Annotated in this window: 12 protein-coding genes; 9 read left to right on the top strand and 3 right to left on the bottom strand. The window is 57.7% G+C overall.

Features of this window, described 5'->3' with window-relative positions; genetic code table 11:
* Positions 1-7 precede the first annotated feature (7 nt).
* Together betA and MUY35_RS15435 are read left to right on the top strand one after the other, a co-directional pair.
* Positions 8-1,663: a choline dehydrogenase gene (betA, locus tag MUY35_RS15440; protein WP_248370138.1), complete on the top strand. Its 1,656-nt coding sequence runs from the start codon at positions 8-10 to the stop codon at positions 1,661-1,663.
* A gap of 84 nt (positions 1,664-1,747) precedes the next feature.
* Positions 1,748-1,987, top strand: a complete 240-nt coding sequence (locus MUY35_RS15435) for a YdcH family protein (RefSeq protein ID WP_248370075.1) — start codon at positions 1,748-1,750, stop codon at positions 1,985-1,987.
* A gap of 56 nt (positions 1,988-2,043) precedes the next feature.
* Here MUY35_RS15435 and MUY35_RS15430 read toward each other — a convergent pair whose 3' ends face one another.
* From MUY35_RS15430 to MUY35_RS15420, 3 genes are all read right to left on the bottom strand, one after another.
* Positions 2,044-2,868, bottom strand: a complete 825-nt coding sequence (locus tag MUY35_RS15430) for an alpha/beta hydrolase (RefSeq protein ID WP_248370074.1) — start codon at positions 2,866-2,868, stop codon at positions 2,044-2,046.
* Complete coding sequence (locus MUY35_RS15425) at positions 2,865-4,268, bottom strand: helix-turn-helix transcriptional regulator (protein ID WP_248370073.1); 1,404 nt, start codon at positions 4,266-4,268, stop codon at positions 2,865-2,867. The genes MUY35_RS15430 and MUY35_RS15425 overlap by 4 nt, the downstream gene beginning before the upstream one ends.
* A gap of 72 nt (positions 4,269-4,340) precedes the next feature.
* Entirely contained in the window at positions 4,341-5,555 is a 1,215-nt protein-coding gene (locus MUY35_RS15420; protein ID WP_248370072.1) for a multidrug effflux MFS transporter, read from the bottom strand.
* Between the two features lie 169 nt (positions 5,556-5,724).
* On the opposite strand from MUY35_RS15420, the gene MUY35_RS15415 reads away from it, so the two are divergent.
* From MUY35_RS15415 to MUY35_RS15385, 7 genes are all read left to right on the top strand, one after another.
* Complete coding sequence (locus MUY35_RS15415) at positions 5,725-7,257, top strand: acyl-CoA carboxylase subunit beta (RefSeq protein ID WP_248370071.1); 1,533 nt, start codon at positions 5,725-5,727, stop codon at positions 7,255-7,257.
* Positions 7,258-7,319: 62 nt separating this feature from the next.
* Positions 7,320-7,724 (top strand): DUF6497 family protein, encoded by a 405-nt coding sequence (locus MUY35_RS15410; protein WP_248370070.1) that lies wholly within the window; start codon positions 7,320-7,322, stop codon positions 7,722-7,724.
* Between the two features lie 14 nt (positions 7,725-7,738).
* Complete coding sequence (locus tag MUY35_RS15405) at positions 7,739-8,086, top strand: hypothetical protein (protein WP_248370137.1); 348 nt, start codon at positions 7,739-7,741, stop codon at positions 8,084-8,086.
* A 316-nt stretch (positions 8,087-8,402) separates the two neighbouring features.
* A complete protein-coding gene (locus MUY35_RS15400) occupies positions 8,403-8,609 on the top strand; it encodes a hypothetical protein (RefSeq protein ID WP_248370069.1) in 207 nt (68 codons plus the stop codon).
* Positions 8,610-8,751: 142 nt separating this feature from the next.
* On the top strand, positions 8,752-10,800 hold the full coding sequence (locus MUY35_RS15395; protein WP_248370068.1) for an acetyl/propionyl/methylcrotonyl-CoA carboxylase subunit alpha: 2,049 nt from the start codon (positions 8,752-8,754) through the stop codon (positions 10,798-10,800).
* Between the two features lie 2 nt (positions 10,801-10,802).
* Complete coding sequence (locus tag MUY35_RS15390) at positions 10,803-12,368, top strand: hypothetical protein (protein ID WP_248370067.1); 1,566 nt, start codon at positions 10,803-10,805, stop codon at positions 12,366-12,368.
* Positions 12,365-12,904, top strand: a complete 540-nt coding sequence (locus MUY35_RS15385) for a hypothetical protein (protein WP_248370066.1) — start codon at positions 12,365-12,367, stop codon at positions 12,902-12,904. The genes MUY35_RS15390 and MUY35_RS15385 overlap by 4 nt, the downstream gene beginning before the upstream one ends.
* Positions 12,905-12,929: the final 25 nt, after the last annotated feature.

Raw genomic sequence — 12,929 nt, 5'->3', positions numbered from 1 at the left:
TATGAACATGCAAGCGGAATACATCATTGTGGGCGCGGGCAGCGCGGGCTGCGCCATGGCATATCGACTGGCCGAGGCCGGAAAACGGGTGCTGGTCATCGAGCATGGTGGCTCGGACGCGGGTCCGTTCATCCAGATGCCCGCCGCCCTGAGCTATCCCATGAATATGGGCTTGTATGACTGGGGGTTCAAAACCGACCCTGAACCGCATCTGGGCGGGCGCACATTGGTGACGCCGCGCGGCAAGGTGATTGGCGGATCAAGCTCGATCAACGGGATGGTCTATGTGCGCGGTCATGCGCGCGATTTCGATCACTGGGCCGAGATGGGGGCGGATGGCTGGGCCTATGCGGATGTGCTGCCCTATTTCAAACGGATGGAGCATTGGCATGACGGTGGTCACGGTGGTGACAGCGACTGGCGCGGCACAGAAGGGCCGCTCCACGTCACGCGCGGGCCGCGGGCAAACCCCTTGTTTCATGCCTTTGTCGAGGCCGGAAAGCAGGCCGGATACCCGGTCACCGGTGACTATAACGGCCAACAGCAAGAGGGCTTCGGCCCGATGGAGCAGACGGTGTGGCGGGGACGACGCTGGTCGGCGGCGAACGCCTATCTTCGCCCGGCGCTCAAGCGCGACAATTGCGAGCTGATCCGGGCGTTTGTGCGCAAAGTGGTGATCGAAGACGGTCGCGCGATCGGGGTCGAGGTCGAGCGCGCCGGAAAAATCGAGGTGATCCGCGCCGAGGCCGAGGTGATCATCGCCGCAAGCTCGATCAACTCACCGAAGCTCTTGATGCTGTCGGGCATCGGCCCCGCGTCGCATCTGGCCGAGCACGGGATTGAGGTTATCGCAGATCGCCCCGGTGTCGGGCAAAACCTGCAGGACCACCTTGAGGTCTATATGCAGTATGCAGCCAAGAAGCCGATCACACTGTATCGGTATTGGAACCTTGTCTGGAAGGGTATTCTGGGCGCGCAATGGCTGTTCACCAAAACGGGCCTGGGCGCGTCGAACCAGTTTGAAAGCGCCGCCTTCATTCGCTCGCGCGCGGGTGTCGACTACCCCGATATCCAGTATCATTTTCTGCCAATGGCGGTGCGCTATGACGGGAAGGCCGCTGCCGAAGGGCATGGGTTCCAAGCCCATACCGGACCGATGCGCTCGCCGTCACGCGGGGAAATTACTTTGAAAAGTGCCGACCCGAACGAGGCACCGCGCATTTTCTTCAACTACATGTCCACCGATCAAGACTGGGAAGATTTCCGCACCTGCATCCGCCTGACCCGCGAAATATTTTCGCAAGACGCGTTCAATGACCATGTGAAGCACGAAATCCAACCGGGCAGTGCGCTGCAAACCGATGACGAGATTGACAGCTTCATTCGCGAACACGCCGAAAGCGCCTATCACCCCTGCGGCACGTGTCGCATCGGTCGCGCCGACGATCTGAATGCGGTGGTTGATCCTGAACTGCGGGTCATTGGGGTTGACGGTTTGCGGGTTGCCGACAGCTCGGTTTTTCCGCGCATCACCAATGGTAACCTCAACGGCCCTTCGATCATGGTTGGCGAAAAGGCATCAGACCACATTTTGGGCCAACGGCTCGCATCTTTGAACGAGGCGCCTTGGATACACCCCGACTGGCAGAATTCGCAAAGGTAACGTCCCGGTTTGATCCCGGTCAATGCAGTCCTCAACGAACCCGCGCAATCTTTGTTTGAACAAAGACAGAAGGAGAGACTGCGAATGTCCCACACCCCTCATGAGCTGCATGAAGAATTTCCCGAGTTCGCCGACAAGATGACCGAGATGAAGCAGTCAGATGCTCATTTCGCCAAGCTGTCGGACGAGTATCACGATGTGAACCGCGCCGTTCATCGCGCCGAAACCAACGTGGAGCCGACCGATCAATTTAATGAAGAGGAAATGCGCAAGAAACGCGCGGTCCTTAAGGATCAGATTTATAGGATGCTGAGCGCAACATAAGTGCCAAGGTTTCTAATAAAAAGCGCCCCGACGCAGGTTCGGGGCGCTTTGTTTTTTTAGTATAGCGCCTCAATCCATTTAAGCATCTTGGCCAAGGCATCCTTGCGCCATATCGTCTTGTGACTGGCATCGGGATGGGTGGTGAAAACCTTGTTGGGGCTGGGTGAAAGCTTGAAAAGTGTGCGCCCCATCGCAATTGGAACGGTCGTGTCCCGGCCACCATGCAAAATAAACAGCGGTGCTTTGGTTTTTGTGATCGTTCGCCGAGACGGCCACAGGTCTGAGCGGGATCGGAACAATGGCAGCATGGCGGGGTTCTTGTATGCCACAAGCTCAACCAAAGACGTATAAGGCGCTTGAAGAATGATGCCCAAAGGTGGCCGCTGACGTCCTACCTTGTGCGTTGCGATTTCCAACGCAACGCCGGTTCCGAGGCTTTCGCCCCAAAGGATTGTGGGGCTGTCGCCAACAATTTCGGGAAGCTGCTTGTAAAGTTGATTGGCCAAATTTTGAATGCGCTTACGACTCGGCAACCCGTTGCTGCCGCCCATTCCGGGATAAGACATGGCGACGACGCCATAGCCTTTATCCAAAAACCAAGGGAATTTCCCGCGCCGTATCGCTAGATTTCCTCCTGACCCCGGCAGATACAGGATCGTTGGCTTTCCAGGTTTTGGTTTTCCGACCCACAATATGATCCCATGGAAGCGCCTTTCGGAAAGCCGCTTATCGACGCCCTTAGGATTGGCATAGGCAGAGTCAAACTGGTAAAAAACCCGGCGTTCCAACAGTGTCTGCGCAGATTGGGCGGTCGCGGGTCCATTGGGCAAGGACACCGCTGCCAATACTACCAAAAACACTGAAAACAGAAAATTCTTCATCTTTTTATCTCATAAGGAAGCGTTCCCCGCGAATATGGGTCGACTTGCAACTGACGTTCAAGGGGAGGGACCGAGCGTTGGTGGCAGTATTGGCGTTCACAGATACGGCAAGACACCCCGATTGGCTCGAATGCGGCGTCGTTTGAGACGTCAAGATCGTCGGCATAGACCAACGCGCCTGCGTGCTTCACTTCGCATCCCAGACCAATGGCATAACGGCGTACCGGGGCATCAAAGCTGCCGCCTGATTTCGTGACGTTTCGGGCTAGGCAGAAATAGCGCACGCCGTCTGGTGTCTGGGCAAGCTGCCTTAGAAAACGTCCCGGTGTTTCAAAGGCTTGATGGACATTCCAAAGCGGGCACGCCCCGCCAAACCGCGCGAACTGAAGCCGTGTCGCAGAGTGGCGTTTGGTGATGGTGCCGGCCTGATCCACGCGCACGAAATAGAAAGGAACGCCCTTCGCGCCGGGCCGTTGTAGAGTAGACAGACGATGGGCAATCTGTTCGATGGACGCGCCAAAGCGCTCTGCCAACCTCTCAAGGTCATGGCGCGTCTCGTGCGCTGCGGCAAGAAACTGCCCATAGGGCAAAAGGGCGGCCCCTGCAAAGTAGTTTGCAAGCCCAAGTTTCGCGATGGCGCGGGCCTCTTCGGTTTGGAACCGGGCAAAGTCCAGCGTCGCCTCTAGCAACGCGTCTTGGGACAGCAGGGCGACCTGCATCAGTAGCTGAAATTCTTGCGTCGCACGTGGTGGGCGCGTGGACAGGCTAAGGAGGCGCTTTTCAGGGTCGTAGGTCCGCATTGCCTCTTGATCGATACGCTCGACCGTGATCCCCCGATCTTGCAATACGGCCTCGGCCATGGCGGCAGGGTCCAAGTCGCGCGTGTTACCGGTGTTGGCAAAATGTTCAGCCGCGCGATCCACTGCATCAATGTAATTATCGCAATAGTGAAAGAAGTCGCGCACCTCGTCCCACGGACTGGCCTTCGTCCGACTGTCGTCAGCGCCGAGGTTTTGGTCCAGTGACGCCAACCGCTCATGACCCATGCTATAGGCGCGGTGAAGCTCCAAAAGCGCGTGGGCAAGTGCTGGCGCGTTTGATGCTGCCAGACGCAGGTCCGCCAAGGGTGGCACGTCTGAAAATACCGGGTCGGCGAAAGCTTCGCGCATGTCGCTGACCAGCCGTTCGGCATCGCCGGTCGAAAGCTCGGCGACGTCGAAGCCGAATTCTTGCGCCAAAGCCAGCACAACACCGGTCGATACCGGACGGTTGTTGTTTTCCATCTGGTTCAAATAGGGCAGGCTTACACCCAGTTTTTCCGCAAAGCTTTTCTGGGTCAGCCCGAGGCGCGACCTGATTTCACGAAGTTTCACACCGGCATAGAGCTTCTGGGTGGCCATAGATCGGGCGTCCCTGTGGTTGATTTGCAGAATTTGCTGTCACGAATTCATACCATTTGCAAATGCGTGTCGTCAAAGGTTCAACCGTTTTTCGCGCCGGATCACGAACAGGATCGCAACCACAGCCAGCGCCGATGAGGTTAGCATCAGGATCAGAAGCGGCATCGCCGTTGATCCGGACACCAGCAGCCACCCGGCAAGTGCCGATAGGGCGGCTCCGCCACCGATGTTCAACGCGCCGCCAAGGCCTGACGCGCTGCCAGCAAGTTCAGGGCGCACGCTCATCATGCCGGCATTGGCGTTTGGAAGGGTCATACCATTGCCGACACCTACCCAAGTCATGAAGCCGAAGAAGATGTATTCAGATCCCAAGCCAAGCAGGAAAAGTGCAAGCGAGATCGTCAGCCCCGCCGCCGTTATCAATGCCCCCCAGAACACCATTTTGGTCATCCCGAACCGTATCGAATATCGACCAGACAGATAGTTCCCGACCAGATAGCCCGCCGCGGGTGCACCGAAGAAAAAGCCAAGGCGGGCGGGGCTCATGCCGTAAATTTCGCTGCCGACGAATGGTGCGCCGCCCAGATAGGCAAAGAACGCGCCTGAAGTCAGCGCGGCCGACGCGCAATATCCCCAGAAACGGGGCGACCTCAGTAGGGATGGATAGGCGCGAAACTGCGCGCCAAACCCGCCGGCGCGCGGCGTGATGGTTTCGCCCAGATCGCGCCAAGTCAGCAGAAAGGCCGCGACACCTGCGCCCGCTTGCAGCCAGAAATTGGCTTTCCACCCGAATGCTTGGTCCAACACGCCGCCGATTGAGGGGCCGATCATCGGAATAATCGACATGCCCATGGTGACGTAACCGATTAGCGAAGCTGCCTGATCGCCCGGCACCATGTCGCGGATGGCGGCGCGCGACAGGACCACGCCGACCACAACTGCGGCCTGTAACATGCGGAAGCCCAGAAAGACCTGAATGTTGGGCGCATAGATGCAGCCCAGTGTTGCGAAGATATAGATGACAAACCCTGACAGGATGACGGGTCGACGACCAAACCGGTCTGACAACGGCCCGACGACGATTTGCATCAAGGCGTTCATGCACAGATACAAAGCGACGGACAGCTGGACGATGCGGTAGTCGACCTCGAAATACCGCGCCATTCCGGGCAGAGAGGGCAGGAACACATTCATCGACAGGGTGGCCGCCGCGGCTACAAATGTCAGTGTAAAGACATGCGGCGGTGTGGTTGGGTCGAGAAACCGGGATGCAGGCGGAGAAGGCATGTGTCATGGCTAGGCGCGCGGGGTCACGCTGTCCATCCTGCGTCCGCGATATTTGCAAATATTCAATTTGCAATATTCACATTGCAATAACTTTGCAAATTCGCCCAATTTCCCTTTCAGGATTGGTGTTTAGGCGTTAGCTTGCCCCGAAATCAAGGAGTGCCGCCAGATGAGAGACATCCATCAAGAACTTGAAGACCGCCGCGAGATTGCCCGCCTTGGGGGCGGTCAGCGCCGGATCGACAGCCAGCACAAGAAGGGCAAGTTGACCGCGCGCGAGCGGGTCGAACTGCTGTTGGACGAGGGCTCGTTTGAAGAGTTCGACATGTTCAAGGCCCACAGGTGCACAGAATTCGGTATGGAAGCGGACCGGCCCGCGGGCGACGGCGTCATCACAGGCTGGGGCACGATCAACGGGCGTCTGGTCTATGTCTTCAGTCAGGATTTCACCGTATTTGGCGGCTCGCTGTCGGAAACAAATGCCGAAAAGATCTGCAAGATTATGGATATGGCGATGCAAAATGGCGCGCCGGTAATTGGCATCAACGATTCTGGTGGCGCACGTATTCAGGAAGGCGTCGCGTCGCTGGCTGGCTATGCCGAAGTGTTCCAACGCAACATCATGGCGTCGGGCGTTGTGCCGCAGATTTCGCTGATCATGGGCCCGTGCGCCGGTGGTGCCGTTTATTCGCCCGCGATGACCGACTTCATCTTTATGGTGAAAGACACCTCTTATATGTTTGTGACGGGCCCGGACGTTGTGAAGACCGTGACGAACGAAGTCGTAACGGCCGAGGAGCTTGGCGGCGCCTCGACTCACACCAAAAAGTCGTCGGTCGCGGACGGTGCGTTTGAAGATGATGTGGAGGCACTGGCCGAGGTCCGCCGGCTGGTCGACTTCCTGCCCCTGAACAACCGCGACAAAGCGCCAACGCGACCTTTCTTTGACGATCCCGCACGGATTGACGAAAGCCTCGATACGCTGGTGCCGGCAAATGCGAACGCACCCTATGATATGAAAGAGCTGATCACCAAGCTGGGCGATGAAGGCGATTTCTACGAAATTCAGGAAGATTTTGCCAAGAACATCATCACTGGCTTCATGCGCCTTGAAGGCCAGACGGTGGGTGTGGTTGCGAACCAGCCGATGGTTTTGGCGGGCTGTTTAGATATCGACAGTTCGCGCAAGGCGGCTCGTTTTGTCCGCTTCTGCGACGCCTTTGAAATTCCGATCCTGACGCTGGTTGACGTGCCGGGGTTTCTGCCGGGCACCAGTCAGGAATTTGGTGGCGTGATCAAGCATGGGGCAAAGCTGTTGTTCGCATATGGCGAGGCGACGGTGCCGAAGGTCACCTTGATTACACGGAAGGCGTATGGCGGGGCGTATGACGTTATGGCGTCCAAACACCTGCGCGGTGATTTCAACTATGCGTGGCCGACGGCTGAGATTGCCGTGATGGGCGCCAAGGGGGCGACCGAGATTCTGTATCGATCGGAACTGGGCGATGCGGACAAGATTGCGCAGCGCACGCAGGATTATGAAAACCGTTTCGCCAACCCGTTTGTCGCAGCAGAGCGTGGCTTCATTGACGAAGTGATCCAACCCCGGTCGTCCCGTCTGCGGATTTGCCGGGCGTTTGCATCGCTGCGCAATAAGAAGGCGCAAAATCCGTGGAAAAAACACGACAATATCCCGTTGTAATCATGGCGCACACGGACAGATATCGGGGCTTTTTCGGCCTGACTGGGGTGGGGGCAATTGTTATGTCTCTATCGCTGTCCGTGTCGGCTGCATCACAAGCGGCCAGCCCTGTTTTTGAAGCGGGGGCTCCTTTCGACGTGCCTTCAGGGCAGGACGTCACGTTTCTGGACGTGATCGAAGGTGAAGACGGTGCGGTCGGCACTGCCATACGCTTTCGTTTTCTGGCCCCTCGCATTGCGCGTGAAAAGGGGGATGTGGAATTCTTACAGGCGGAGGACGATATGGTGGCGCTGTGCCAGGACTATGTCTTGCCGCACATGGCTGAAACAGGTGCCGAGATGCCCGCGCAAATCATTATCGTCCTGTCCGACCGCGCGGTGGAATTCGGGGTCGCCGATCCCGAGGCCACTCAATTTTTTGAAGCCTACCGTCCCGAGGATGGTATGTGCATCTGGGAGGGGTTCTGATGGCCTTGCCTTATATGACCAAGCACAGGGGTTTTCCGGGGCGCCTTGCGGGCACGGATTTTCAATTCACCATTCGCCGCCCCAACAAGTCCGGCGCAACGCCTTTGATTGCGCGTGAACGCTATGCCGACCGCCGCCCCGCCGACCGTCGCGCGGATGCGGGCTTTATGGCCGCGTTGTGGGAATGCTTTGGGGATCAGCCGTTTGAGCGTGGCAATCTGGATGCTGGGCGCCTGTCTTGGTTGTTCGGTCGCGAGGTAATTGCCGCCGAAGATCCGTTTGATCCAGAAAGCTATGAAGCCCTGCTGGTGATCGACATAAACCGTGCAGCCGCAGCATTTCCGGACGTTTTTGAGGTATGATCGGCATGAACTCGCCCGCCACTATATCGAACCGGCAGATTCCAGCCCAAAACACGGGTGCGGGGGTTTCGCGTTCTTGTATCGCGGGTAAAGCGTGCCAATCTCGTAAGCAAGCGGAAAGCATATCCCCGTTTTCCGCTATGGTTTGTCGAAACCATTACCCTTCCCCTTCTTCAGCCCGGTTCTTTGCGTTAGCAACTGAACCGGGCCTCTTTTTTGCCGATTGCGCCGGTTCTGACGCAAGATTTCGCTTTGGAAATCGCGCAAATCGCGGCACACTGGTCGGCAATAAGAATACAACCAGAGGCAGTCAACGATGCAGATCAGCAAATTCTTCGTGGGGGCCGCAGCCCTTGTCATGCTGGCAGGATGCCAGTGGAACGACCTTCAGCGCGCCGGGGTCGGCGCGGCGACAGGCGCGGTGGTTGCGAAAGCGGCCAGCGGCAACCTTCTTACCGGTGCGGTCATCGGCGCGGGCGCGGGCGCGCTGTGCGACGATGTTGGTATGCGCATCTGTAACTGACCAGACCGTCGCTTCGCGCGACACCGTGACTTCATTTCAGCCTGCCGGGTTTGCGCCCGGTGGGCTTTTCTATGCCAATATGCACGAAAAACTGCACGGTGGTTCTGCCCGCCGTGCGCACATATGAACGAAGGGACAGGACATGTTCAAAAAGATCCTGATTGCAAACCGGGGCGAAATTGCCTGCCGCGTGATCAAAACCGCCCGCAAGATGGGAATCCAGACGGTTGCCATTTACTCGGATGCTGACAAACACGCGCTTCATGTGAAGATGGCGGACGAAGCGGTGCATATCGGCCCGTCGCCAGCCAACCAATCCTATATCGTCATAGAAAATGTGATGAAGGCGGTTCGAGAAACGGGCGCTGAAGCGGTGCACCCGGGCTATGGGTTCTTGTCGGAAAACTCGAAATTCGCCCAAGCCCTGGCTGCCGAAAACGTCGCCTTCATCGGCCCGCCCGTGGGCGCGATCGAGGCGATGGGAGACAAGATCACCTCGAAAAAGATTGCGCAGGAAGCCGAAGTTTCGACCGTGCCCGGATATATGGGCTTGATTGAAGATGCAGAAGACGCGGTGAAAATCTCGAACCAGGTTGGTTATCCGGTGATGATCAAGGCCTCTGCCGGTGGCGGCGGCAAAGGGATGCGGATCGCCTGGAACGACGATGAAGCCCGCGAAGGGTTCCAGTCGTCAAAGAACGAGGCAGCGTCATCCTTCGGTGACGACCGGATTTTCATTGAGAAGTTCATCACGCAGCCTCGCCACATCGAAATTCAGGTTCTGTGTGACAGCCACGGCAATGGCATTTATTTAGGCGAGCGTGAATGCTCAATCCAGCGCCGCCAGCAAAAAGTCGTCGAAGAAGCCCCCAGCCCGTTTCTGGACGAAGCCACCCGCAAGGCGATGGGCGAACAAGCCGTCGCGTTGGCGCTGGCGGTGGATTATGCCAGCGCCGGTACGGTGGAATTCATCGTCGATGGCGACAAGAACTTCTATTTTCTTGAAATGAACACCCGCCTTCAGGTGGAACACCCGGTGACCGAGCTGATTACAGGCGTCGACCTTGTTGAGCAGATGATCCGTGTGGCAGCTGGCGAGAAGCTTTCGATCAAGCAGGATGATATCAAGCTGAATGGCTGGGCGATTGAAAACCGTCTTTATGCCGAAGACCCCTATCGCGGGTTTCTGCCGTCAATTGGTCGTTTGACGGCGTACCGTCCACCTGCCGAAATCGCGGCGGGTCCGTTGCTCGACAATGACAAGTGGCAGGGCGACGCACCGAAAGGTAAAGATGTCGCCGTTCGCAATGATACGGGTGTCTTTGAAGGCGGTGAGATCTCGATGTACTATGACCCGATGATCGCCAAGCTATGCACTTGGGCGCCGACGCGCGACCAAGCTATCGAAGCGATGCGCGTGGCGTTGGACAGCTTTGAAGTGGAAGGGATCGGCCACAACCTGCCGTTCCTGTCCGCTGTGATGGACCACCCGATCTTCATCAAGGGTGAAATGACCACCGCCTTCATCGAAGAACAATATCCCGATGGGTTCGAAGGCGTAGAACTTCCGAAAAAGAATTTGAAGCGTATCGCGGCATCTGCTGCCGCGATGTTCCGTGTTGCTGAAATTCGCCGTGCGCGCGTGTCGGGCCGTATGGACAATCACGAACGTAAGGTCGGGAAAAACTGGGTCGTAACGCTGCAAGACACGGAATTTGTCGTCAAAATCAAGGCTGACAAGAAGGGCTCGACGGTAAAATTCGACGATGGCTCGAAACTGCGCGTCAAGTCCGCTTGGACGCCGGGCGACAGTTTGGCAACTCTGGATGTCAGTGGTGAACCGTTGGTTCTGAAGGTCAACAAGATCACATCTGGCTTCCGTATGCGGACGCGCGGGGCTGACCTGACGGTGAATGTGCGTACCCCACGCCAAGCAGAATTGGCCCGCCTGATGCCCGAAAAGGTGCTGCCCGACACCTCGAAAATGCTTCTGTGTCCGATGCCGGGTCTGATGGTGAAGGTGGATGTTGAGACGGGGCAAGAGGTGCAAGAGGGTCAAGCCCTGTGCACCATCGAAGCCATGAAGATGGAAAACATCCTGCGCGCTGAAAAGAAGGGCGTGGTTTCAAAAATCAATGCCGGGGCCGGTGACAGTCTGGCGGTTGATGAAGTGATCATGGAGTTCGAATAAAGATGGCATTTGCAACCAGCGCTGCGTCCGACCGAAGCTATGCGGTTCCCTTTTTGGCCGTCCTTGCGGCGCTGGTTGTCTTTGCTGCCATTCAATTCGGGGCCTACTCGATCGCAGGGCGGTTCGAATACCCTTTGGACGACGTCTATATCCATCTGGCAATGGCGGATGGCATCGCCGCCGGTGGTTATGGCGTGAATGCGGGCGAATATGCCTCGGCCGCATCATCACCGCTTTACCCCTACTTGCTGGCGCCATTTTCCGGGCTTCAGATCCAGCGGTATTTCCCGCTTTTGATCAATATTCTGGCGCTAGTGGCGTCATGTTTGTTGTGGGCGCGTATCGTAGTGAACGCCCTTGGCCGGACCGGTGCGCGCTTTGTCGTGGCGGTGTTCGGGCTGCTCGCACTTAACCTGCCGCAACTGGCGTTTTCAGGGATGGAGCACACGTTGCACATCCTTGCCACGCTGGCCGTGGTTCGCGGCATTCAACATCTCGGCGATGAAGACCGCGTGTCGGTCTTGTTGATTGCCGGGATGATCCTTGGGCCGATGATCCGGTTTGAGGCGATGGCAATCTCGGTCGCAGCCGCGCTGTTTTTGATCTTCGACGGGCGCGCCCGACTTGGAGTGCTGCTTGGCGTTGCGTCGATCCTACCGGTGGTCGGCTTCATGTATTTTTTAACGACACTGGGGTTGGACCCTCTGCCCAACTCGGTCAACGCGAAACTGGGCGTTGGCGCGGCGCCTGGTATGGGGCAGTTCGAGTACTTCATCGCCAGAATAGCCGCAAAAATGCGCGGGCTTGTGGCGATTGGCTTTGCCCTGCTGCTGTTTCTGGCGCTGATCAACCTTCTGCGCAGTCGGATGCTTGGCGATCGCCGCCTTGTGTTGATGTTTGCCGTCGCCAGCTTTGCAGGGCTTGGACATCTTGCGTTCGGCCAGTTTGGCTGGATGGACCGCTATGAAATCTATATCCTCGTTTTCCTTGCGGCGATGCTGGTCGTGGCCGCAGGCCGCAGCGACGGCGCGTTGCAGAATACGACCGTTCTGGCAGTGGTTGCCGCCATGGCGATCTGTTCGGTGCAGTATTATGCCAACATCGTTTCTTCGTCCGTCTATTCACCGCGTGGCATTTCGCTGCAACAAAACCAAATGGCGCGGTTTGCCCATGAATATGTCAAGGCACCCGTGGGCGTGAATGATCTGGGTTTGGTGGTCTGGCGCAACCCGAACTATGTGCTCGACCTGTTTGGGCTGGCCTCGAAAGAAGCGCTGGAAACGCGGCGCTCGATACCAGCGCAAGGGTGGGGCGCACCTTTGGCTGCGGCGCGGGATGTCGAACTGGTGATGATTTATGACCGCTGGTTACAGAGCACCATCGGCCCTGACTGGGTGCGGCTGGGCGAGCTGCACGCGGCCCCGCCTACCGGCGCACTGGGCGACAGTCAGGTCGGCTTTTATGCAACCAGCGCGGATGCGGTCGCCGATCTGCGCGCCAAGCTTGATGCGTTCGTCCCGACATTGCCTGCTGGGGCAACCTTCGTGATGCAGGAGGCGGTGCAATGATCCAGCGCACGCACGCACGGCCCATCCGCGATGCGGGTCTTTTGGCCTCGCTGTATTTGGTCAGCTTTGGGCTTGCGGGTTGCGATCGCAACACTGCCGCAGACTTGCGCGCCGCGTTGGAGAACAGGTTTTTCCTAGGTGATACGTTGTTTTTTGAAAGTAAGCTGCGCTGCACTGCCGCTGTTTTCCGCGCAACCGAAAATGACGTGAAACCGGGTGTGGTCACCCACACAAGCCATGAAGCGGCGCAAACAGCCTATCGTCGTGAGGGGACAGCCGTGCTTCGCGATCCGCAGCGGTCACCGCACGACCTGACCGACGCCCTGCTGATGTCCGGCGACGGCGCATTTGGGAAACAGGCGTTGGCAGCCGCCGCATTGGTTGATCGGTGCCTGACAAACGAAATCAGTGTTGGGTTCAGGATCGCGTTGACGCGACCGGGTGCGACGCTGGCCTATTCTGATGCGTTGGGCGGGGTGATCATCCTCGACCCAGTTGACCGAAAGCTTTATTTCGCCGCCGGAGATCCCGTCTGATCGGTGGCCCCGTAATTGCCCGCGT

The organism is Aliiroseovarius sp. S1339 (assembly GCF_023195695.1).
Classification (GTDB): domain Bacteria; phylum Pseudomonadota; class Alphaproteobacteria; order Rhodobacterales; family Rhodobacteraceae; genus Aliiroseovarius.
The sequence above is the reverse complement of the archived record's forward strand: the minus strand, read 5'-3'. Positions and strand labels throughout refer to the sequence as shown.

Coding starts and splice junctions, on each gene's coding strand:
- MUY35_RS15385 (WP_248370066.1), top strand. CDS start 12,365: ATGATCCAGCGCACGCACGCACGGCCCATCCGCGATGCGGGTCTTTTG.
- MUY35_RS15420 (WP_248370072.1), bottom strand. CDS start 5,555: ATGCCTTCTCCGCCTGCATCCCGGTTTCTCGACCCAACCACACCGCCG.
- MUY35_RS15410 (WP_248370070.1), top strand. CDS start 7,320: ATGTCTCTATCGCTGTCCGTGTCGGCTGCATCACAAGCGGCCAGCCCT.
- betA (WP_248370138.1), top strand. CDS start 8: ATGCAAGCGGAATACATCATTGTGGGCGCGGGCAGCGCGGGCTGCGCC.
- MUY35_RS15430 (WP_248370074.1), bottom strand. CDS start 2,868: ATGAAGAATTTTCTGTTTTCAGTGTTTTTGGTAGTATTGGCAGCGGTG.
- MUY35_RS15425 (WP_248370073.1), bottom strand. CDS start 4,268: ATGGCCACCCAGAAGCTCTATGCCGGTGTGAAACTTCGTGAAATCAGG.
- MUY35_RS15400 (WP_248370069.1), top strand. CDS start 8,403: ATGCAGATCAGCAAATTCTTCGTGGGGGCCGCAGCCCTTGTCATGCTG.
- MUY35_RS15415 (WP_248370071.1), top strand. CDS start 5,725: ATGAGAGACATCCATCAAGAACTTGAAGACCGCCGCGAGATTGCCCGC.
- MUY35_RS15395 (WP_248370068.1), top strand. CDS start 8,752: ATGTTCAAAAAGATCCTGATTGCAAACCGGGGCGAAATTGCCTGCCGC.
- MUY35_RS15390 (WP_248370067.1), top strand. CDS start 10,803: ATGGCATTTGCAACCAGCGCTGCGTCCGACCGAAGCTATGCGGTTCCC.
- MUY35_RS15405 (WP_248370137.1), top strand. CDS start 7,739: ATGACCAAGCACAGGGGTTTTCCGGGGCGCCTTGCGGGCACGGATTTT.
- MUY35_RS15435 (WP_248370075.1), top strand. CDS start 1,748: ATGTCCCACACCCCTCATGAGCTGCATGAAGAATTTCCCGAGTTCGCC.